Raw genomic sequence first — 23,967 nt, forward strand, 5'->3', positions numbered from 1 at the left:
TGTAGTGCAAAATCAAAAATATACTTTTTATAATATCCCTATTTTCTTTTTCATTTCATCCTTCAAAGCTGGCCTTCTATTGTTTTCTTCTATGATTCTACCATAATAATCTTCAAATTCTTTTTCTTTATCTAGTAAATTAAATACATCTTTAATAATACTGCAATAATATGCTGCCTTTGCATATCTTGATCTTCTTGCAGCATCTATATGGAAACTAACCATTCCCTTAAGTATATTTACTGCTTCTTGAATATAAAAACTGCTTTTATTTATATCTTCATCTAATACCAGCATATCTACTATACCGTTTTTATCATTTTCTGCAATTAATAATATTTCTCTTTTTTTATCCATAAGTTTTTAGTTATCCACTTTCATCAAATCATTACCTGCGGTGCTGCTAAATTAATAGTGTAAAATTTCATCACTATAAACATCTCACCTCTATAGTTAAGTTGTAAATAATTTCACCTCTGCTAAAACTTTCTTTAATGCATCTAATTTATCTAAAAAATTATGATTAATCATAGTACAGTAACTTTCACCATGTTTACTCTTTATTTTTACATTTTCAATAAACCTAGTAATAAAAGGCTTTACTATATTCATACCGTTAGAATCTTTATTATCTAGTACCATTTCTATAGCAGAAACTAAAAGCTCATAGTTTTTACTAAATTCATTTAAATATTTTATTCTTTCCTCTTTTAAATCTGCCCTTTCATTTAATTTTACTATATCTATCACTGTAGTACCGCGCTTGTTATTATCTATACTTACAGCCAACTCTCCTATATATTTAATATACTCTTCTGGATTTTCATCACTTGGACTTATTATAAATTTACTATAATATGAGCCTTTTGCAATGTTACACCTTTTACAACTATAATGAAGATTGCTATAGTCAAAACAAATTTCTGGGTATTTACTCTTTGGCTTAGAATGCTCTATTTCTGGATATGAAGTGCTTTTAATTTTACTTTCACAATAACAGCAACACCCTTTATACATTTCCTCTAAGATAGCAATAGTTTCTTTTTTTGCTACTGTTTTTGAAAACTCATCCCAATTGGGCTGCATTATTTCTTACCTGATTTTAAACTTTGTATTAATGAGTCTAATTTTTTAGAATCTTCTCTTATATTGATTAAAGATAAAGATGGGTCTTCAGGATCTAAATATTTTTCTAATTCATTTTTCAACTGATTAAATTTATCTAATTCACTATCACTTAGTTTTTCTTTATTTATATAAAGCATTTTAAATTCATCTAATTTTTGTTGTACTTCCGGATTTCTAATGCTTTTAAGTTCAAATACAGAAAGCAATAATTGTTCTACAGTCCATCCATAGGTTTCTTCTACATCTCTTTTCACTACTGTGTTGCCCTTACTTCTACCTAAAACTATAACTTCTTCTCTTTTGCAAGAAGATACTATATGGGGTGAATGTGTTGCAATTATTATCTGATTATTTTCACCTATGCCTTTATAAAACTCTAATATTTTCTGCTGCCATTCTGGATGCAGACTTAATTCTGGCTCATCTATTAATATAATTGAATTATTTAAATTCATTTGTAGTAATGAACCTCCTCTAAAGAAAATTTGCTTTTCCCCAGCACTTAACTCATCAGCCGAATGCATTTCCCCTGTATCCTTTATTTTAAAAAGTGGTTCAAAATCTTTTATTCCTATAAATTCCTTTTCTTCAAAGAAAGAATTATATAGTTTCTTGAATTTTTCAACACGGTGTGCAGTTTCTCCTATGCTAATATCTTCTAAATCTTTATAATGAATATTTACAAGATACTCTTTAAGATTTATGCTCATTTCATCAGAATTCAAAATAATACCTATATTAACATTCTGTTCTATTTTTTTAGGTGTTTCAACTTTATATTTTTTAAAGTTTACACCTGTAGGTAAATACACTATATTTGTACCTTCTCCATACCAATGTTTTGAAATTTTCTTTTCAAATAAGGTGTCTGGAAATTTATTCAATTGGGGATTAATAATAATTTCTTCTATATTTTTAGAAGAAATTCGATTTTGATCAAGAAATGTATCAGGTACTCCTTCTGCATCTGATACAACTTCTAATTTACATACCCCACATTTTTTTTCTTCTAAGATAAACTTTTCATTTGATATAATCATATTATATATAATTTCTAGTATAGTTGTTTTTCCTAACCCATTTTCACCAATTAATATGTTAACATTTTCATTAAATTCTATTTTAAAATCTTTTAATGCTTTTAATTGTTCTATATAAAGTGATTTAATCTTCATTACGATCTAACTCCTTTTTTATTGCTTTTTATTAAAATACAAAAATCGTTGTAGTTTAAATTCATTTTTTTATTGTCTAATGGAGTTCCGCATCTATTTACCCTGCTACTTACTACCCACATATACTATCTAATTTTAATTAATGCTAAATTAATAGTCTAAAATTTCACCTTGCAAATAGCATTCCTTTAAGTATCCTATGACCTGGTCAAGTAAAATTGTAACACTTGTGTGTAAATAATTACTTAGAATATCTTTTCTCAAAAGGGGTTAATCCTCCCAGAGAACTATGAGGCCGTTTATGGTGATAATATCTAAAAATATAATCATTTGTTAGTTCTTCTAAATGTAGAGCATCTTTAATACTGTAATGCTTAATATGTTCATTCTTGAGTTTTCCAAAGAAAGACTCCATAGGAGCGTTATCATATAGGATCCATTTTACATAGACTGCTGCATTTTTTTATCCTCGCAAAAGGAAGTGAATGCCTTTGAGGTATATTGCGATCCCTGATCACTATGAATTATTAATCCCGTAGGGGGATTATGATTAGATATAGCTTCACTAAGTGTATCAATAGCTAGTTCAGCGGTTATATGATTAGATATTTTAGTTGCTACAATACTTCTATCATATAGATCTAAAATAGAACAATTGTACATTATCCTACCGCTTGAAAGATGTATATAGGTGAAATCTGTACACCATTTTAAATTTTTAGCTACAGCTGTAAAATCTCTATTTAGGATATTTGAAAATACTTTATGTGAAGTTCCTTTTACATAATTAGGTCTTTTCCTAAATGAAACCGACTTAATATTTAATTCTTTCATATATTTATGCACAGTTAATAAGCTCAAATTAGTTCCTTGTTTTTCTAATGAGCGTTTTACCATTCTATATCCCATTTTTCCATTTTCACTGTGGAAAATTTTCTGTATATGTTTTAAAACTAATTTCTTTTGTTCATTATAGATATTTTTACTGAATTTTAAATAATTGTAATATGCATTAGGTGATAGCTCAAAGCGACGTAATAACCATCTGATGCCAAACTCTTTATTGTTGACAAATATAAACTGGTAGATTAATTGTCTATTTCCTTGGTGAAGAATGCCGCAGCTTTTTTTAAGAAAGCATTTTCCTTTTCTAATTCAGTAGCTCGCTTTTTTAATAATTTATTTTCCTCATAAACACTAGGAGATATTTTTTCTTCTGATTCTTTGCATTCTTCACAATAGCTTTTAATCCACACATTAAGGGTTGATCTAGATACACCATACTCTTTAATTAAACTTGGAATTGTTCTACTATTTTCTAGATTTAATTTTACCAGTTTTTCTTTAAATACTTGATCATATATTTTCTTTGCCATTTGTAACACCACTCTCCTAATTTTATTATACTATTTTATTAGTACTCAGTGTTACAACTTTAGTATATCAGGTCAATCAGGTCAGTCTTTAGTAATGCGGATAATGCGTATAAGACAGCTGGAATGTCTGCAGTTTCAATCTCCAATGGAGCTTAATGTCTTTAGTAATATTTAAATACATGCATAAAAACCTATTACGATTTTTGTTTCAATCTCCAATGGAGCTTAATGTCTTTAGTAATCTAGCCTATAGCCCAAAACTGCGTATAACATACATTTGTTTCAATCTCCAATGGAGCTTAATGTCTTTAGTAATATAACTGATTTAGACGTTATTGCATCAAATAAAGCAGTTTCAATCTCCAATGGAGCTTAATGTCTTTAGTAATTCGAAGCCAGAACGGAATTGTTCAATAACCTTTTCTGGTTTCAATCTCCAATGGAGCTTAATGTCTTTAGTAATCATTCCAAGGTATCAGCAAGACCAGGAGAGCACAATAGTTTCAATCTCCAATGGAGCTTAATGTCTTTAGTAATGAAGGAATAACTGCGGATACATCACCTGTACTTGTGTTTCAATCTCCAATGGAGCTTAATGTCTTTAGTAATAATTTAAAATTATAGGAGTATAATAGATATTATAGTGTTTCAATCTCCAATGGAGCTTAATGTCTTTAGTAATATTAATGCAAGAATCAGAAATAAATAAGTATTTAACTGTTTCAATCTCCAATGGAGCTTAATGTCTTTAGTAATGTAAGGGCGAAGAAAAAAGGACCGCTCGTCTAGATGTTTCAATCTCCAATGGAGCTTAATGTCTTTAGTAATCCAACTTCAAATATTTTTAATTGGGACTCTAACGCAGTTTCAATCTCCAATGGAGCTTAATGTCTTTAGTAATGAATAACAATAATATAAACGCTATAGCCTTAATTTGTTTCAATCTCCAATGGAGCTTAATGTCTTTAGTAATCTTTAACTATAACTTTTGAAAATGGAGAAGTAAAGTTTCAATCTCCAATGGAGCTTAATGTCTTTAGTAATTTAAACTTTTATTTGTTACTGCTCTATCAATGCTTTTGTTTCAATCTCCAATGGAGCTTAATGTCTTTAGTAATTACCGAATCAGTTACGAAAGAAGTATTAGTACTTGCGTTTCAATCTCCAATGGAGCTTAATGTCTTTAGTAATAATGGATAAAAATTATATTACTAATGTTGATTGGAAGTTTCAATCTCCAATGGAGCTTAATGTCTTTAGTAATCAAAAACCAGTAGAACTTATAGAATGGCTAATTAAGTTTCAATCTCCAATGGAGCTTAATGTCTTTAGTAATTAAATATAAACCTCTTCCCCATTATCATTATCTTCATGTTTCAATCTCCAATGGAGTTTAATGTCTTTAGTAATGGAATATCTCCAACCGCTCCAATATTAACCCCCGGGTTTCAATCTCCAATGGAGCTTAATGTCTTTAGTAATTCTGCACCCAAAATTGAAAGTATCATTTCTTTGTTTGTTTCAATCTCCAATGGAGCTTAATGTCTTTAGTAATTGTGTCCCTTCTTCTTTTACTAATAATCCTTTAGTGTTTCAATCTCCAATGGAGCTTAATGTCTTTAGTAATACTCATAGCAGATATGTTATTATCTTATAATATCTAGTTTCAATCTCCAATGGAGCTTAATGTCTTTAGTAATAGAAATTTATAAGTTAGTGTTAAATAGAACAATTAAGTTTCAATCTCCAATGGAGCTTAATGTCTTTAGTAATAATAGTAAAGTTGTGTGCTACTCTATAATAGTAATGTGTTTCAATCTCCAATGGAGCTTAATGTCTTTAGTAATTTGATAATTATAGGGATGGTGTTTTAATATGAATATGTTTCAATCTCCAATGGAGCTTAATGTCTTTAGTAATAGAAAAAATTGAAGAATATAAAGCGGACGAATATATGTTTCAATCTCCAATGGAGCTTAATGTCTTTAGTAATGTACTAAATAGTTATTTACTGCATATAATAAAGTATGTTTCAATCTCCAATGGAGCTTAATGTCTTTAGTAATCGCTCGCGTTTTACCCCTTGAAATCACTGGTTTCAGGCACCATTTTTCGCAAGGCTTCGGTTTTTCAGGAAAACCTATACCAAATATTATCGTAACCCCCGCGGAAATGGCTATTTACAAGCATCGCCAGGGTACCGTGTTTTTCATTACACATAAGTTGGCGATTTAATAAATCATTTTTGTAACATCAAGTGGAGCAAATGAGCCTTTTCTTATAATTTTAGATTCACAAGATGAGCATATAGGGTACACCATGATGCTGTCGCCTATTTCTATCTTAATCTTTCTAATCTTATATTCAAGTTCAACATATTTTTTACCATCTAAATCGCATTCGAAAACACTATATTGGTTCCTAGCACCATAATTTTTCAACATTTTGTGAAGTCTAGTTCTTTTTTTATCATTAACTATATCATAACTAACTAAGTATATCATACCATATTCACTTCCTTTTATCTAATTAAAAATGGTACATATTCAATTTCTTCCATCAAAGCCTTACTGAATAATCTTGCTTGCATATGAAAGCATTGTTGATACGTGGTTTTGTACTTAAATAAAGGATGGTATATCTCATCATACTTCTTTCCTTCATAGGCTCCAAGGAATTTTTTAATAGCCTTTTTGCTCATTTTCACTTCGCCCAAAACAGTTTCGAAATCATCCTCTGTAAGTATTTTATTATTCACTATACTAATCACTAACCTATCTACAAACAAAGACCTAAATTCCTCCATCAAATCAAGTGCCAGTGATGGTCTTCCATATCTAAGTCTATGAAGATATCCTATATTGGGATCAAGTCCTACACTTGATACTGCTGAAGAAATTTCATTTGCAAGCAATACATACCCAAAACTTAACATAGCATTTATAGGATCTTTAGGTGGTCTTTTATTACGATTTTGAAAAGTAAAATTGCCTTTTATCATTTCTGAAAAAACAGAAAAATACACTGCTGCTGCTCTTCCTTCTATTCCCCTTATAGAATCCACATTATCCTGGTATTCAAGACATTTTTCGAGTCTATTAAGTTCATCTATAGCTTTCTTAAAAGCTTCACTTTTTTCTTCACCACGGTTACTTTTCATAAGTGTAGTTCTACTATTTTTAATTTTCCCTGACACAAATGCTTTTGCAAATTTCACAGAACCATAATCCATATCTATGTGATTTTCGTACTGTTTCAATCTTACAATAACATTTTTTGATACATCACCTTCCATTCTCGCTATAAATTTCCCCCACTCTGTTAAGTAACATAAAGTTATTTTATTTTCCGCAAATAGCCTTATAGTAGATGCTGTAACTGTCACTTCTCCAAAAATAACAACCTGCTTCACTTTAAATATAGGTATATCAATTAAAAGTTCTTTGTATTTATATAGCTTTAACCTTTCATCTTCCTTTCTCAATGTAGTGTATTGCTGTGTTACATAAAGAGTACTCATTCCATTCTCCCCCTCTAATATATTTTCAAATAAAATATATTACTCTTTCCGTGCATTTTTCATAGAATTAAGTATATTCCGTTCCTTTGGCAAGCATATATTATTAATGCTACAATATTTACACCTATTGTCATCCACGCCCTCAGGTATCTTCATTGAAGTATATAATTTCCTTATATTATTAATGGTGGTAATAATTTCTTCTTTAATTTTGTTAGTTATCTTAAATTCCACTCTCTCCTTTGAACCTACATAGTAAATATAGCCTTTACTTACTGTTCTCTTAAGCTTTTCTTCTAATAGCATACCTTGTAATGCCATTTGGTACTTATCATTTTTCCACAAACCTTTTTTACCCTTCTTGTATTCAACCGGATAGATTTCATCGCCATTCTCTTCTACTGTATCAACCTTAAGCACTACACCGTACTTATCAGAAATGAGCTTAGCACTTTTATATATAACCTTACCACGCCTTTCCTCTTCACCAAACTCATCCACATTTTCATGAACTTGGTCCCCAAGAATGGTATGGACATTACTTTCAAACTCATTTTGAATATATTCATAATAACAGCGCCGTGGACAGTAAAGATAAGTATTGACAGCACTAGCTTCTATATAAAATGAATCTTTATCTACTTCTTCAACACTATACATTGACCCATCCCCATTCCTGTCTTGTAACCTATCCCCACATAAGACGCTAAAGCAAATAATTTTTCTAAGTTCCTCTGAACTTCTTCATCTGGAAACCTCAAATTTAGAGTAACCATTCCTATAAAGCCTGTTACAGCAAATTTCTTATATTTAGCTACTTCTGTATTAATATTAAGTCCTTCTACTATAACGTATTTTTCAATTTGCTCGATAACCTCATCAGGCAAAAGTTCATGATTGAAAATTTCACTATAACTCTTACTTAAGCTTTTAAATATTCTCCTAGGATTTGGAAGTGGTGAGTTTATCGAATTTATTCTAAAAGCTGTTGTACTTATAAAATTCAGTGTTCCTCTTTTAATTCTGCTATGTTCTAATAGCTCCTCATCTATTATCTTAAAATGAACCTCATCTAATAAAAGCTTTGCTTCTCCATAATTAACACTTCTATTTTTTTTAATGAATTCAAGCAACCCCATATTCATTTCATCACTAAATAAAGCTATGTTGACTTTTAATAGTGAATGTTTGCTAAAATATTCACTATTAAAATCCTCCGTGGAAAATATAGGAGATATAGAAAATGATTGCTTGCTTTGTTGTCCATGATACTTATCTGATATTTCCTCATTGTATTCCTTTAATATCTTAAAAAATATACCGTGCCACATTCTAGCTGTATCAATTGTGTTTTCAATTCTCTCCGTACTCCTAAAACATATATTATAATAATTTAACATCTAACCCTCCAATTACACTATAAAAAATTCTTCTTTAATACTTTTACTTCTCATTTTTACAACTTCACTATCCACACTAATTCCATTAGTTCCTATTATTATATAATACTCTTTTTGACTCTCTGGAAATTGCACCGTTAACTTTTGAAGAAATATAGGCTGATTTTTTATTATTTTCCTGATTTTATACTCTTCCTTTGGTTCCTGTGAAATTGTGTATATCGCTATATAACTTTCTCTGAATGCTTTGGTTATTTTTTCTGGAAAGGCCACACCTTCCCTTCCTAGATTTGTATATTCATATCCAACTAAATTAAGATTATTTATAGCTTCAATTTTATTTGTATATTTTTCATCAAAAGCACTCTGCTCACCGTTAAATGCATATTCCCAAGTAATTTCTATAGCATTTTCTTTTATTCCATTAACTATTACAAATATATCTATCTTATCTATTCCATTTACTTCTTCCTCATAATCGTTAAGCTTTATTTTTGCTGCCTTCTCAAAGTCTTTTTTATTTTCATACCAATCTATTTCATAATATCTCATTAAATGGAAAATATCATATACAAATAGCCTATGTTCTTGCCCAAATTTATAATATTTATCAAAAACTAAAGCAGGCTTACTGATATCGGTACCTCTGAAATTAATTAATGATTTTATTTTAGTTATTTCTGAATTTATATAATGGACTATCTCCTGCTCAACATCTGATTTTAGAATTTTTATATCTTCTTGTGAAAAATCATCAAGCATTGATTCATCTACAACCTCATCTTCATCTAGGCAATAATTTTTGTAAAACTCAATAAATAGGTTATTATCGATATTTTGTACAACTTCTTTTTTATCACCGGACTTGTTGTATTCATTTATAAATATACATTGTTTATTATATTTATTTATCTTTGCTAATAGGCCTTTAAAGTTCTCCTTGCTTTTTGGTGCAAATACAGATATAACCATATCAAATAAGTTTTCTATAATAGATCTATTCCGATATGACATCTTTCTATATATTTCCTTCAATGGGAAACACAATTCTAATATTCCCTTAGTCTCTATGTATTTCTTCATTATATTTCGCTCTGGCATAGCTTTTTTTATAAGTTCTTTAAGTTCTAACCTTGATATCTCTCCCGTTTCTTCTTTAAAAGATTCATATACCACATCTGTAACGCATACTACAACCTTGCTTCTTTTACTTTGAACCTTTTTACCAAGTATTCTTCCAGCCCTACCAAGTCTTTGCAATGCCTGATCGCAAGTATTAGCTTCTGTTATTACTACATCAATATTTTGGCTTTCCTTATTGTCTTTTTTAAAATTATATCCTATGTCAACCGTTGGTGTTGCTATTATAAGTTGTTTTGCCACAGCGTTTTTTCTCTCATCAGACTTTATTGCACCAGTAATAATGCCTATATCATTCTTACTAATACCACTATTAATAAGTTGCTGCTTTAGTTTATTGACTCTATATATTGACTGACTAATAACTACACAATCATTTTTCAAAAAATTATCTTTATACATCTCACAAACAACCTCATCCAGTGTTTTGTTAGTAATATATAAATCTAACTCCGTAAGAGTTTTCAATTTTTCATAAGCTTCACTTTCTAAACTTTCATTTTCATTTGATATAATCTTATATTCTATACCACCACGTTTTAAATATTGCTCTACCAATGCATCTGGAGTTGCTGTCAATATACACATTTTTCTTCTATATTTGAAATAATCGAATTCCTTAGATAAAATCATGAAAAAGAGAAAATTAGCCAACTGCTTAGAATTGTAGTAATGAAATTCATCAATAACTATATAGTTAAATTTTTTGATTATAATATCCATTAAATTGCCCTTATCATTTTTCCCATAAAGTGAGTAAAAACAATAATAAAAAATATCTGGATTAACTACTACTATTACTGGTCTTTTACCATCGTACTCTATATTTTCTATTGAAAGTTCATCTCTAAATTGTAGAGGATTACTTAGGACTTCATATAATGCAGCACCTTTTCTATGACCTTCCCGCAATTTCTCTATTACACTAGCATCAATTTTCACAACTATATGTGGCAAATTATTTTTCTTAACAAATTCTTTAATATCGTCTGAATGTTGCCTTAAGAGCTCATTTGTAGGTGCTATAAACAATGTATCTACATTTATATTTTCCTTTAAGTACAATAGAGACGCTATTGTTTTTCCAGCACCTGTTGGATAAGTATTGAATACAACTGAATTGCTTCCGAGCTCATCTAGTGTCCTTTTTTGATGATATAAATAAGGAGATGAGGGAGCTTTTTTTAAGAACTCCCCTTTTACTGTATAATGCTTCATATATTTCCTCCAAGTTTCACCTGACAAGGATAAAAAATTTCACCCTGCTCTGTTTTTATCTGATACATTTTACCTTCTCCCTTCAGATTTTTAAGAAGAGAAACCGGATGCATGTTTATAAGGTCAAAACTTTTAGCGTTAAACTCTCCACTTAAATCCACCGAGTTAACTAATCCATAACACTTTTTATCATAACTCGCAATATCAAAGTCACATTTTTCATAGCTAACCTTAACTTTACCAAGAAATTTACCGAGGCGAATATAACTTATTTTTTTAAGTTCATCCTCAGAAAATAGCAGTCCCTCTGCCTTATTTCCTACCGATAAAGCCTTTATTTTTCCCACTTGTGGATAATTAGCCAAAGCTCTTTCCATCTTGTGATAATACCGATCTGATAAAGCATTAAAAGTAAACAAACTGTATTTAGGTTCTTTTATATAAGCTGGTGTAATATACAATCCATTGCTATTGACTAATTTAAAGTCTTCTTCATAACTAATATAATTTTGATTATATTTAGAATTACACCACCCCATAGCATAGGTAAGTGCATAATTACCAATAAAAGGCTTAGTAGAGAATAAGGTATCTATTTCTTGACTTGAAAAGAAAACTTCTTCCATAAATTCCAACGTATATTTATAAATTTCCATTACCTATTCACCATACTGCTTTGATTGTTCTTTAAATAAATCTACTGCCTTTTCTTCCCCATCTTCTTTATAGATACTTTTTATATATTCTAATAAATCACCTAACTCAGCCTCATTTAGCTCTGTAATATTTCCAAATACTTCTTTCTTCAATCCATCAAAGGATTCTTTTGCAGATTTTTCTACTATGCTTGATTCAAGCGGGAACTCTATTTCTGAAGCTACAACTAACTTGTCATATACTCTTTGCGTTAATTCAAGATTAGAGAAGAGTTCACAATCTGAAAAAGCTACCTTCAATATTGTGTTCTTCATCTTACCAATTCTGCTAGAGATAGCTCCATATCTTCTACTTCTAAGTATGTTGGATAAACCATATATAAATTCAATAAAAGTTACATCTTTAAAAGTTATCATATCCATAAATACTGTTCCCGGCTTAATATATTCATCTTCATTTATTGATGATGAAGCATTACCCTTTTCATCCCTCATAGTTCCATTGTCATAAAGAGCATTGAAGGTTTTAACCCCAGTTACCATATTGAAAGGTAATATAGAATAAGCATTATCATATATAATTCTTGATTTTTGTGCACCACCATCGCCTACCGCAAACCCATTAGTCATACAATCTAAACATTTTCCACATGGCGTATTCTTATTTAAAGCACATACACTCTTATCTTTACTAGTAGTAAATAACAAATCATTAAGCCTTAAATACTCTCTACCTGTCCTTCTTTCCACTGCACATTGCTTTCTTTTACTAATAATTGCTCTAAAATCATTTGCTTTATTTTCTATACCCATTGAAACTCTTTCCTTGTTTAATCCTTCTCCAGAACCCTCAGTCCTAAAAATACACTCTGATTGAGCCTCTCTTAATATAGCTACTGTAATATATTTCCCCTCCGGAAAATGTGTGTATTTGTCCATAAAATTACTTTCTTTGCCCTTAATTATATCTTCTCTTTTCATAATTATTCTTCACTCCCATTTTTATTTAATTTAGTCATTGCCAATCTATAATAATAACTATAAGTAGATAATATATTTTTCTTCTCATTTTCAAGGTTATATACCTTGCCACCTAATGTTTCATCTAGAATCTTATTCATAAATAAATCCACATACCTTTCTACTGCTTCAATTCTTTTCTTAGTTTTTCCATATTTAGGGTCAATTCTTTTAAAATATTTTTGAATCTCACTTTTACATAAAACTGTTATATCTTCCTGCGTGTATATGTTGTTATCCCATCTACACAATATGTCCATTATAATATTAAGTGGTTTGTTTATAGCATTGTCCTTTATAAATCCTCCATTTATATTTCCTCTTATATAATTTCCATTAGCAAATAGAGCTAACTCTTTAATGTTTGACACTAGTATCTCACCATCCTCTACATAACTTAAAATTCCATCTATAAAATCTTTAATTTCCTTAATCTTAAAATTAGGGTTATCATATTTATTTTTTAGCTTTTTATATACACAATATATAAAGTTTGTTCTACCCTTTGCCATAGCTTTTAATGAGTCATAAACTATATCCGCTGTTTCTCCCAAGGACTTAGCCATTGTGAATAAATTAATAAATAATTTTATTGTATTTAAACATTCTTCCTTAGTCCAATTTTTTTCAAATATATTCCTGAATTGTACAGGAACATCTCCCACATATATCTCTTCCATCTCACTTTGATTTAATATTGGTACTGGAAACTCGCTTATAACTATTTTGGAATCAAAATATATATTGAAAGTTAGTGCATACAATAAAGTTGAAATCCATTTTGTAGTTTCATTATCCTTTTTAACCAAATGTATAGGTAAAATAAAATAATTTGTTAATGTCTCTGCATAATTTGGTATAGCTATTCCATTTATCTTTGCTTGTGTAAAAAGTGGTTCTATTTCCTCCACATTTTCATTAGCTAATGCTACAAATGTACTATATTCATTAAAATAAACTGAGCCTATGTCCTTGCTTTTAAATTCATTAATACTCTCTCTAAATGCTCTAATATATGATTTTGTATTAAATCCCCTAGGAAGTATGCTTAAATATCTCCTACTTACTTCAACCTTTGAGGCATAAGTGACTTTATGAAGCAAATATTCTATATTGCAAATGGAACATATATTTCTTTTAGGTTCCCTAGCGCCTCCATTTATTTTATTTGAAAAATTCTGTATTTTTAACTTGTAGGGCACATTAACTGACATCCAATTGCTTGTCTCATATTCACTGCTGCATAAACAGCACTTGCTACTTTTCTTTTCTGCATAATTCTTTAATGCATTTTCTTTTTTAAATATAATTTTATTATCAAAAGATAGAATTATGTTTCTATTAAGATAATCTTTTAAATCAACCCACATGATATCTTCATTTTTATTCTCTTGATTTGAAAGCTTACCTTCCAAATATTTAATAATCCTGTTTGTAAGTTCTTCGTCCATGTCTTTATATTCATCATATATTAACTGTCCTAAAACATATGGTCTTATGTACAATCCTTCAAAAGCATCTAAATAATAACTATCCTCTTCTGAAATGTTAAAGAAAGTGTATAATTCATTCCAACTTAGGATAGTATTAGTGCACACATGACTATTTACAAAATTATAAAAGGATCTTACATATTCCGAAAATCTAAGCTTGTCCTCATTACTTTCTATAAAATATTCTTCCTTAACTTTTCTATGAAAAATACCTTTTCCTATCTTTTGTTCCCTTAGTAAACAATTCTTTTCCTTTAATTCTTTATTAAGCTTACTTAAGATCTTCTTTTCCGTTGTGGCCTCAATATCTATTTTTAATTTTGTAATGCATTCCTCAAACCCTTCCGATTTTTCACTTGAATATAGATTTATGTATTTTTCGGCAACAACTCTAATAATTTGATTTTTTTTATTAATATCTGGAATCTTTGATTTCTCACATCTTATCTTAATTTCATAAATTATTTTTTCTATTGATGCAATATCTAAACATTTTTCATCAACCTTAATGCCTGACTGAACATTATTAATGTAAATTTTGAAATCATAGAAGATCTTACTTTTAATAGAATCAACACAGCTTGCAATAAGATTTTCTCTATCCTTTTCATTAAAAAGTATTTCTTTGTCCTCGACTAAATAAAGAACTCCTTCTTTATAATAGGCAACATCAATAAATGCTTTCTCCTCCAAAAATTTAACCACAGTATTATGACATATATTTGTAAGTATCCCTCTGTCTTCACTTATAGTATGTGTAACCAATTTATACTGTTTACTCTTGTATTTTGTTGCATTATTAATATGAGTTAAAAATTGTCTTTTCTTTTCCTCCTCATCCATAGTCTTAGATAAATCTAATACATCCAACGCTCTTATTATAGAAATTAATATCTCTATTTTTTCATCCCCTAATTTGTATCTTTCAGGATTACAAATCAGATTTTCTGCAAAAGCACTGGTATGTGCAGAATGTTGACCTATTATAGCTCTAATGTCCTCTATATATTCCTTGTACTGTGGAAAGAAGTCTTTAATGCTTAGTACTTCACATTCACTAAGTATATTTTCATATTCACCTCTATTATTTTGTTCTGAAATAATTCTTGAATATGACTTTTCAGCATGTTCCTCTAACTTATTAAGATCATGTATTGTTATAGCAACCATTAATACTCTTAATTCCAATTCATCTACTGGCAAGATATTTCTAATTCCATCTAGAACCCCAATCATATCAAGCACATGGCTGAATAATGTTTGATTTTTTTTCATTCCATATTGAACTATTTTTTTATATTTTTTCAAACCTTTGTTTACTATCTTTTCATAATAGTCATTAATTACGCTTGTTTCTTTTAACGTAACTAATCTTAATTTAAACATCTCTTTTAATTTATCCTTACTAATATTCTCACCCTCTTTCTTTAATTTGTCACAATATACTTATAGATAATTTACATTTTTTCCTTTGTATTTTTAACCACATTATAATTTATTTTCTATATTTAGTTTATCAATTACATTATACTACTATTAAAATAAGAATTTCAATACTAAATATGTTTAAAATTAAAGAGCGACACACTTATTGTCGCTCTTTAACTATTAAATTACCACCTGTGTTGCTAAAATATTGTTAAATTCTTAATCGTATAATATAATCGCCTTATTTAATTCTTCTTTTATTATTTCTTTTAACCACAATGGTTTAATAACCTTTGCTTCACTCCCAAAACTTAAAATCCACTTTTCAAATTCTATCTTTGAAGATGTAGTCCCTTCAAATAAAATAGTGCCTTCATTCTTATTAGTTATTTCCTGGTTTTCACACCATTTTCTTTCTCTAATATTATTAATAGACCTACCACAAAACAAAATTTCAAAATCAAAGGGTTCTTTTGATTTTTCCACTTCCCAAGTATATTTATAATATTGTTTCAAATTGAATTCCTCTGAAATGCAATAATATGTATCCTCTAGAGTGCATTCCGTAATCCTATCTACTCTAAACATAAGAATTTTATCTACCTTGTGGCAATAGGCATTTATATAGTAAGTTTCTTTTGCTAAACAAAAACCATAAACATCTATTACCCTATAATCATTATTTCTCCTAGAGTTGTATTTAATTTTAATGCAACGTCTTTTACTAAAAGCTTCAAGCAACAACATAAATATTTCATAACTACTGTAACTATTAGCTGTTATAATCTCATATCTTCTTTTAACCACAAGATTTCCCTTTATACTGTCCATCAACTCTTTATCTCTTGGAGATACTAGTTCTTCTATCTGCTTAATCACCTCATTTACAAGTTTTAAATCTCTACCAAATGCACTAAAAGATATTAGTGAAATATAAAGCAGATTTATTTTTTCCTTAGATAAATAAAAAGGCAAATACCCCTCATCCGTATTGAGATAATATTGAGATACTTCTCTCCTTATAGGCAAATCACTTTCTTCTATTTCTTTTACATATCTTTCACATGTTCTTTGATCTTTTCCCACTAATTCTGCCATTTCCTTTGTTGAAAGTTTTTTTCCTTTTAATAATTCATATATAATATAGGTCATCGCATTCCTTTTTTCTGTTCTACTAGATATATTTTTGCCCCTCATTTTTACTCCTTTTATTTTTGAATTTTTAAAAATGTTAATCAAATTATATATATTTTATATCATACTAACCCTTCTTCTTTTTCAATATTCTTAGTATATTTATGCAAACTTGGTCTTAATATGTCACACATTCTAGCACATTCGCCCTTATTTATTTTGCAATTTCTTAATAGTTCATAGGCTTTTGTTACTGCTATTGGTATATCATCCATACTTGTTCTAGCTATACCGATTATTTCACCCTCAGATTTAGCATTAGCCATACCACTTTTAACCCGTTCTGAAGTGGAGTAGATAACAATTAAGAATTGTTATCTACTCCAGAGGTCTACAAAGAGGTAAATCTCCTTCTGAAGTCGTTGATATTGCATCTCCGCATGAGATGATTTAATAGAACTAAAAAAAAGCCCCTCAAGGCTTTAAATTTAATTGGCGGGAATATGTGTGAATCGAACACACCCAACCTGGTCTTAGCAGGTCAACACAGTTTTGAAGACTGGCAGGCACACCAGCACCTATCTACTCCCATAAAAATTTAACTCTAGTACCATTTTATCACAGATGCTCACACTATGATATCTTTTGTAAAATTAAATTTTATTTCACCTGCTATAAAAGTACCCTACTATCTCCCACACGTTTAGTGAATTTTATTCCATCTAAATGTTCTAGTAAAATAAGTCCATATTTTCTATTAGTATTCATCATGTCTTTAAACTGTGCAATAGTAATACTTTCATTTTCATCAATATATTTTTTAACCTTATCCTTTACTTCTTTATAATAGTCATTTAATAAGTAGCATTCTGTGTTTATTTTAAAGAGTATTTCTTCATCAAGTAGTAGTTCAAATACCATAGTAAAAATCTTTTTATCCTTTGAAGTCTCGAGCAACTCCTCATATTTGGGTGGGATATAATGTGCATCTTCAAAGACTTTTATTATTGTGTTTCTTTCTGATTGTTGCTCTTTGGTAAGTACTATTTCATAGCCATATTCACCTATAAACTTGCTTTTAAGATTAATTACTTTTTTTTGCTCAAGCCCAAATAGCAAATCATCATAGGTCTTCTGTTTTATATTTTTTCCAAATACTTTTATTTTAATTTCTTCCTTTGAGATTCCAAGCTTGAGCGGGTTACTTTTATGATAATCCGAAGCAAGCTTTAAAAGAGTATTTACCTTTTTATTTAAATAGTTTATATGAATATAAACTGGAGAATCTCCACCTTTAAGCTTTAGTAGCTTTTGATTTAAAACTAAAATGTCAAGTTTTTCCTGAACATCCCCTTCATTCTTACCTAATGATTTCAATATACCAGAAATCCTTGGAAATTCTGAGCTTAATTTTTCTACAGTTTTTTCAATAATACTCTCAGAGTGCCCACTTTCTTTTATTTTAAGCTCTTCTATGTAGTCATCATGAAACCTCTTAGCCTTTGGCGCTGAGGGCTCTATTATCGAGCCTCCACCAATCGTATACATTGGTGAATAATTTCTAATTACAAATCTATCATTTCTTTGAGCTGTAAGAGGCTTTTCAAGCCTAAGCTGTACATACGCTTCCTCTCCAGGATTTATTTCCTCAAGGTCAAGTATTACTACTCTGCAAATAATTTCACTTGTTCCATGGTACAATCTTACCCTTTGTCTATTTACAAGAGGTTTTGAATTGCTCAATAAATAGTAAATCTTACAATCTACCATAAGAGATGGCTCCATTACGCTTTCTATTGAAATAACATCTCCTCTTTCGATATCTTTTGTTTTAACATTTGCAAGATTTATTGCACACCTTTGACCTGCCTCTGCAATTTTAACTGGATTATCATGCACTTGAATTCCTCTTATTTTGGACATTAATTTTGAGGGGTACATCATAACTGTTTGCCCTTCTTCAATTTTACCGCTAATAACAGTACCAGTTACAACAGTTCCAAAACCACTTACCGAAAATACCCTATCAACAGGAAGCCTAAAATGCCCTGTTATATCCTTTGAACGTACCTCCTGCGTCATCGTATCTATCTCACATGCAAGTTCCGATATTCCTTGCCTAGTTTTAGATGATACGCAATGGACTTGTGCATTCTCTAGGAAACTGTCTTTAAATTGCTCCTTAACGTCATCTTTTACCATTGAAAGCCATTCTTCTTCCACCATGTCAATTTTAGTAAGCACAATAATTCCTTTTTTTACATCAAGTAGTTGAAGTATTTCAAAATGCTCTTTTGTCTGAGGCATAATACCCTCATCAGCAGCAATTACCATTAAAACTATATCAATAGAACTTACACCCGCCAGCATATTTTTAATAAATTTCTCATGACCAGGAACATCTATTATTCCTGCTCTTCTTCCAGACGGGAGATCAAAACAGGCAAACCCTAAATTTATCGATATTCCTCTGTCTTTTTCTTCCTTTAAGGTATCAGTTTCTCTACCTGTAAGTGCTTTTACGAGTGATGTTTTACCATGATCTATATGCCCCGCTGTACCAATTATAATATGTTTCATAGTTATCACCACCCCAAATAAAATTTCAATTTAGATCCATTTTTTTAAAAGCTTCTGATATTACTTCAAAATCATTATCAGCAATGGTCCTTAAATCGAGTATGACCTCATCATTACTTACGCGTACTATAATCGGAACTTTATTTAGCCTAAGCCTCTTTTCAATTTCCTCTGAGGGTAAATTACTACTTTTAACTTTAATTACAAAGGTCGCTATCCGTGCCTCGGGCATTGAACCCCCACCTACCATAGAAAAATCTTCGCAAACTTTAAATGTAAAATTTTCTGAATTTGAATTAAGCTTTCTTTTAAGCTTCAACGCTCTTTTTTTATGAAGCTCCTTAGAGCTTAATATCATATAAAGTGTAGGAATGTTTTCCACAGCTTCATTTTCATCAAAGTAATATTTAAGTGTTCCTTCAAGCGCCGCAAGAGTCATTTTATCAATCCTAAGTGCTCTAGTAAGTTGGTTTTTTTTCATCATATCTATGTATTTCTTTTTACCTACTATAATCCCGGCTTGAGGTCCTCCGAGCATCTTATCTCCGCTAAATGTAATAACATCTACCCCTTTTTTTACACTTTCTTGAACTGTTGGTTCATGAGTAAAACCGTACTTTGAAAAATCAACTAGAGTTCCACTACCAATATCTTCAATTACTGGAATGTCATTCTTAAGTCCTATTTCAACTAATTCCTCATTAGGAACCTCAAGTGTATACCCAAGAATTTTAAAGTTTGAAGTATGTACTTTTAATAATACACCCGTATTTTCATTTATGTTACTCTCATAATCATGAGGGTGGGTTCTGTTAGTTGTTCCAACCTCTATTAGCTTTGCGCCGCTAAATCTCATTACATCTGGTATTCTAAAAGATCCACCAATTTCTACAAGCTGTCCTCTTGATACAATCGCTTCCTTCCCGCTGCACAGTGTATTTAAAGCCAAAAGTACTGCTGCGGCATTATTATTAACAACCAATGCAGCTTCGGCCCCTGTAATTTTCGTAAGGATATCTTCAACATGACTGTATCTAGATCCCCTTTTCCCATCAGCTAAGTTATATTCAAGATTGCTATAATTGTTAGCTATATTTAATACACCTTCTACTGCATTTTTCGAAAGCCTCGACCTTCCCAAATTTGTATGAATAATTACTCCAGTGCAATTGATTATCTTTTTTAAACTTACAGATTTTTTTTCCTCTATATTTCTTTTAAATTGCTCAAGGATATCATTTGTTTCAAAGTTTTCTAAATCTCCAGATAAAATGTTTTTCCTAAATAGATCAATTGTTTCCCTAAGTGCATCAACAACCTTGACTCTCGATGTGTTTAACAAAACATCAATTACAAAAGCTTCATTTAAAAGACCATCAATTTTTGGTAATTTTCGTAGCAGTAAATTTTTTTCCATTTTTATTCTCCATTCTGTTTTTACTCTACAATAATATATTTATCTCCATATTCAAGAACTTCACCAATAATTTCAGATTTCAATTCAAGTTCTGAAAGTTCTTCAATTAGTTTTTCAGCTTCTCTTTTAGTACATGAAACCAGTAGTCCTCCAGATGTCTGAGGATCAAATATAATATCCTCCAGCCAAGGTTCAATATTTCTAAGCTCGTATTCCTCTTTTATATAATCCCTATTTTTATAAGAACCTGCCGGTACTAAACCCATTTCAGCGTACTCTTTTGCCTCTTTGATATATGGTATTTTATTCTTCCAAAGCTTTAGTGTAACTTTTGAAGCCTTAGCCATTTCAAAGCAGTGCCCCATAATTCCAAATCCAGTTATATCAGTACATGCGTTTATTTCATGTGATGCTATTATTTCTCCAGCATATTTATTCAAAGTAGTCATAACCTTTACTGCTTGATTATATGCATTAACAGACGCGACGCCTCCTTTTATTGCAGTGTTCACTATACCCGTACCTAAAGGTTTTGTAAGTATCAGTACATCGCAAACCTCACATCCATAATTTTTCAGAATTTTATCCGGATGCACAAAACCAGTGACTGATAAGCCATATTTGGGCTCATTATCATCAACTGAATGTCCTCCTATGACAATTGCTCCTGCTTCAATTACTTTATCTGCTCCACCTCTAAGTATTTCTCCAAGTATATCCATAGAAATGCAGGTCGGAAAACAAACTATATTAAGTGCAAGCGTTGGTTTCCCTCCCATTGCATATATGTCGCTTAAAGAATTCGCCGCTGCAATTTGTCCAAAAGTATATGGATCATCCACTACAGGAGTGAAAAAATCCAAAGTTTGTATCATTGCCATTTCATCATTTATCTTATAAACAGCTGCATCATCGGAAGTTTCAATTCCGACAATCAAATTTTCATCCACCATTTTAGGTAATTGGTTTAATATTTTAGAGAGAGCCTCCGGCCCTATTTTAGCTGCTCAACCAGAGGATCTTGTCATTTCTGTAAGTTTTTTTGTCAAAATGATCCCTCCTTTTTTACTCTATATTTAAAATCTTTAATATGTAAAGTATTATATAGTACTTTACATATTAAAATAATTTGATTCAGTTACTAAATAATCTTTATCCATATAATCGCCTAATAAGAATATATTACCATGCTACTATGCCTAGGTCAATGTTGAATGCTGGTCGTAGTCCACTATGAAAATGAGCTTTTAGACGAATTATAAATAGATACTACTTTTATATTTGTAACTTAACTCTATAAACTAAAAACCTCACATTTTGTGAGGTGGTCCTAGTACATCTTATATTCGAAATCACAAGTCATGAGAGTCAACCACAAACCTTACATCCATAATTTTTTAGAAGGTGAATAGTTTTTAAAATTTCCATATCCTAAGAAAATTCATGACAATAATGTTTAATTATATATAAAAGTACCCTATAGGGTAGGCTTTTCTAGCTGTCTACTCTATAAGGTACATTATACTGTTGCCTAGTGGTCTTCATCATTTTCATATAAATACATCATACTATTAAAATATATTATTTATCTATATACAAACATAGATAATACTAAAAGTACAAGTGTAACAACAAATGTTATTACTATCAACTTCCATATGAATTTAAACCATCTCTCATATGGTACTTTACCCATAACTAATCCAGCCATAATAACCGGACATGTTGGTGAAAATAAGCTTAACAATCCATTTGCAGCTTGATAAGCAGTTATTACTATATGTCTTGGCACAGCAGAAAAGTCGGCTAAAGGTGCCAGAATTGGCATCGTAACAGTTGCAAGCCCTGATGTTGAAGGTATTAAGAATGACATAGGTAAATAGAATAAATAAGTAAATACAGTGAACCCAATTGATCCTTTTCCTTTAAGACAAATTTCGCCCAAATGTAAAACTGTGTCAGAAATATGTCCTGCATCCATTACAACAGTAATACCCCTTGCCAAACCTATTATTATCGCAACCCCTAACAAATCACGTGCACCGTCTATAAAAATAGGAAGGAATTTTTCCTCTTTATACCCTGCTATTATAGCTATAATTATACTAGATACAAGGAATACTCCTGCGAGTTCACCAAACCACCAGCCTAGTGTTGGAATGAATTTAATACCTAAATCACTAAACGGAATAATTCCCATTACCATTACTACGAAAGTTAACCCAAAAACAGTAAGTATAAGTTTTCTTCTACCTGTTAATTCAGGGATATCGTTTTCATTCCTGTTTCCAAGAAAATGCTTCTTGTGTCCATGGTGCAAATCATAAATCAATGATTTAGTAGGATCTGCCTTAACCCTTTCACCATATTTCATAGTCCAGAATATACCTAAAGCTACAAAAGTAACAAGAAGTACCATTCTTATTCCAATTCCTTCACCAATGGAAATGCCGGCAAATTTACATGCTATACTAATAGCAAATGGGCTAGTTAAAGATGCCATAGCTGCCATTCCTGACCCTAGCTTTATAACGGCAACTGCTGTAAGCGTGTCATACCCAGCTGCAAGAAACACTGGTATTAATATTGGGAAGAATGCTAGTGTTTCTTCATCCATACCGAAAGTTGTTCCCCCTATTGTGAAGAATAGCATTATCAATGGTATAAGCCATCGTTCTTTTCCAGCTAGCTTTTTAACAAGTCTACCTATACCTGCATCTATTGCCCCAGTCTTCATAACTGTTCCTAAGAATCCACCTATTACAATAACGAATAATATAACATCTACTGCGTCATAGAATCCAATTATAGGAGCTAAAACAATATCTTTAAAACCCTGTGGGTTTGAAGGAACTGCGTGATATGTTCCTGGGATAAGCTGTAGTTTATCAGCGTTTGGATCTAGAAAGTTATATTGTCCTGCTGGCACTATCCATGTAAGAATCGCTACCATTACAATTATAATAGCTAAAATAGTATAAGCCGTTGGCATCTTGAATTTCTTTTTCATATGTTAGTCCTCCTATCAATTACTTGCTTTTATTACCTTCTTTCTTTGCTGCTTTCTCTAAACATATTAAAATGTAGAGTTTCTTTAAATTTATTAGTATCAACTGAATAATCTCTTACTTCTGAGTTATTTACCTATGTATTATTTACAGTTATCGTAAGTCTTCCAAGAATATCATCCCTTGTATGAAATACTGGAAGCTCTCTGTCAATTATTGACACAATTATACAATAAATTTAGACCACTAGTACTTATATTATATCGTAAATTAA

The 23,967-nt window shown here is 30.5% G+C and carries 20 protein-coding genes, 1 tRNA gene and 1 CRISPR repeat array; all 21 genes read right to left on the reverse strand.

All coding sequences use genetic code 11. From position 1 onward, the window contains the following. Positions 1–27: 27 nt before the first annotated feature. The 21 genes from ACWJJT_RS05650 to ACWJJT_RS05750 all read right to left on the reverse strand — a co-directional run bounded on the left by ACWJJT_RS05650 (position 28) and on the right by ACWJJT_RS05750 (position 23,695). Positions 28–357, reverse strand: a complete 330-nt coding sequence (locus ACWJJT_RS05650) for a hypothetical protein (RefSeq protein ID WP_462956328.1) — start codon at positions 355–357, stop codon at positions 28–30. 96 nt (positions 358–453) lie between these two features. Then, on the reverse strand, positions 454–1,086 hold the full coding sequence (locus ACWJJT_RS05655; RefSeq protein WP_462956329.1) for a retron system putative HNH endonuclease: 633 nt from the start codon (positions 1,084–1,086) through the stop codon (positions 454–456). Then, complete coding sequence (locus tag ACWJJT_RS05660) at positions 1,086–2,303, reverse strand: AAA family ATPase (protein WP_462956330.1); 1,218 nt, start codon at positions 2,301–2,303, stop codon at positions 1,086–1,088. The genes ACWJJT_RS05655 and ACWJJT_RS05660 overlap by 1 nt, the downstream gene beginning before the upstream one ends. Before the next feature lie 241 nt (positions 2,304–2,544). Then, entirely contained in the window at positions 2,545–2,718 is a 174-nt protein-coding gene (locus tag ACWJJT_RS05665) for an integrase core domain-containing protein (RefSeq protein ID WP_462956331.1), read from the reverse strand. Positions 2,719–2,744: 26 nt separating this feature from the next. Beyond that, the gene (locus ACWJJT_RS05670) at positions 2,745–3,458 is read right to left on the reverse strand and encodes an IS3 family transposase (RefSeq protein WP_462956747.1); all 714 of its coding nucleotides are present in this window, start codon (positions 3,456–3,458) and stop codon (positions 2,745–2,747) included. Continuing rightward, a complete protein-coding gene (locus ACWJJT_RS05675; RefSeq protein ID WP_462955054.1) occupies positions 3,392–3,679 on the reverse strand; it encodes a transposase in 288 nt (95 codons plus the stop codon). Before ACWJJT_RS05675 ends, ACWJJT_RS05670 begins: the two co-directional genes overlap by 67 nt. Positions 3,680–3,811: 132 nt before the next feature. After that, positions 3,812–5,745: direct repeats of the CRISPR family, unit length 37 nt; unit sequence GTTTCAATCTCCAATGGAGCTTAATGTCTTTAGTAAT. Between the two features lie 165 nt (positions 5,746–5,910). Further along, positions 5,911–6,183 (reverse strand): CRISPR-associated endonuclease Cas2, encoded by a 273-nt coding sequence (gene cas2, locus ACWJJT_RS05680; RefSeq protein WP_462954099.1) that lies wholly within the window; start codon positions 6,181–6,183, stop codon positions 5,911–5,913. Between the two features lie 17 nt (positions 6,184–6,200). After that, positions 6,201–7,199: a CRISPR-associated endonuclease Cas1 gene (cas1, locus tag ACWJJT_RS05685; RefSeq protein WP_462954100.1), complete on the reverse strand. Its 999-nt coding sequence runs from the start codon at positions 7,197–7,199 to the stop codon at positions 6,201–6,203. 39 nt (positions 7,200–7,238) lie between these two features. Next, positions 7,239–7,859, reverse strand: a complete 621-nt coding sequence (gene cas4 / locus ACWJJT_RS05690) for a CRISPR-associated protein Cas4 (protein WP_462954101.1) — start codon at positions 7,857–7,859, stop codon at positions 7,239–7,241. After that, a complete protein-coding gene (cas6, locus tag ACWJJT_RS05695; protein ID WP_462954102.1) occupies positions 7,838–8,599 on the reverse strand; it encodes a CRISPR-associated endoribonuclease Cas6 in 762 nt (253 codons plus the stop codon). Before cas6 ends, cas4 begins: the two co-directional genes overlap by 22 nt. 12 nt (positions 8,600–8,611) lie before the next feature. After that, positions 8,612–10,957 (reverse strand): type I-D CRISPR-associated helicase Cas3', encoded by a 2,346-nt coding sequence (gene cas3, locus ACWJJT_RS05700; protein ID WP_462956332.1) that lies wholly within the window; start codon positions 10,955–10,957, stop codon positions 8,612–8,614. Continuing rightward, positions 10,954–11,613, reverse strand: a complete 660-nt coding sequence (gene cas5d / locus ACWJJT_RS05705; protein ID WP_462956333.1) for a type I-D CRISPR-associated protein Cas5/Csc1 — start codon at positions 11,611–11,613, stop codon at positions 10,954–10,956. The genes cas3 and cas5d overlap by 4 nt, the downstream gene beginning before the upstream one ends. Positions 11,614–11,616: 3 nt before the next feature. Next, positions 11,617–12,594 (reverse strand): type I-D CRISPR-associated protein Cas7/Csc2, encoded by a 978-nt coding sequence (gene cas7d, locus ACWJJT_RS05710; RefSeq protein ID WP_462954105.1) that lies wholly within the window; start codon positions 12,592–12,594, stop codon positions 11,617–11,619. A gap of 2 nt (positions 12,595–12,596) precedes the next feature. Then, a complete protein-coding gene (gene cas10d / locus ACWJJT_RS05715; protein ID WP_462956334.1) occupies positions 12,597–15,512 on the reverse strand; it encodes a type I-D CRISPR-associated protein Cas10d/Csc3 in 2,916 nt (971 codons plus the stop codon). 261 nt (positions 15,513–15,773) lie between these two features. Beyond that, on the reverse strand, positions 15,774–16,751 hold the full coding sequence (locus ACWJJT_RS05720; protein ID WP_462956335.1) for a helix-turn-helix transcriptional regulator: 978 nt from the start codon (positions 16,749–16,751) through the stop codon (positions 15,774–15,776). A gap of 59 nt (positions 16,752–16,810) precedes the next feature. Beyond that, a complete protein-coding gene (locus tag ACWJJT_RS05725; RefSeq protein ID WP_462954108.1) occupies positions 16,811–17,014 on the reverse strand; it encodes a hypothetical protein in 204 nt (67 codons plus the stop codon). A gap of 167 nt (positions 17,015–17,181) precedes the next feature. Further along, positions 17,182–17,278 (reverse strand) — tRNA-Sec (locus ACWJJT_RS05730). 82 nt (positions 17,279–17,360) lie between these two features. After that, the gene (gene selB, locus ACWJJT_RS05735) at positions 17,361–19,268 is read right to left on the reverse strand and encodes a selenocysteine-specific translation elongation factor (protein ID WP_462956336.1); all 1,908 of its coding nucleotides are present in this window, start codon (positions 19,266–19,268) and stop codon (positions 17,361–17,363) included. A 25-nt stretch (positions 19,269–19,293) separates the two neighbouring features. Then, on the reverse strand, positions 19,294–20,685 hold the full coding sequence (gene selA / locus ACWJJT_RS05740) for an L-seryl-tRNA(Sec) selenium transferase (RefSeq protein ID WP_462956337.1): 1,392 nt from the start codon (positions 20,683–20,685) through the stop codon (positions 19,294–19,296). Between the two features lie 20 nt (positions 20,686–20,705). Beyond that, a complete protein-coding gene (selD, locus tag ACWJJT_RS05745) occupies positions 20,706–21,713 on the reverse strand; it encodes a selenide, water dikinase SelD (protein ID WP_462956748.1) in 1,008 nt (335 codons plus the stop codon). 557 nt (positions 21,714–22,270) lie between these two features. Beyond that, positions 22,271–23,695, reverse strand: a complete 1,425-nt coding sequence (locus tag ACWJJT_RS05750; RefSeq protein WP_462956338.1) for a YfcC family protein — start codon at positions 23,693–23,695, stop codon at positions 22,271–22,273. Positions 23,696–23,967 lie beyond the last annotated feature (272 nt).

The organism is Clostridium sp. CM041 (assembly GCF_055081035.1).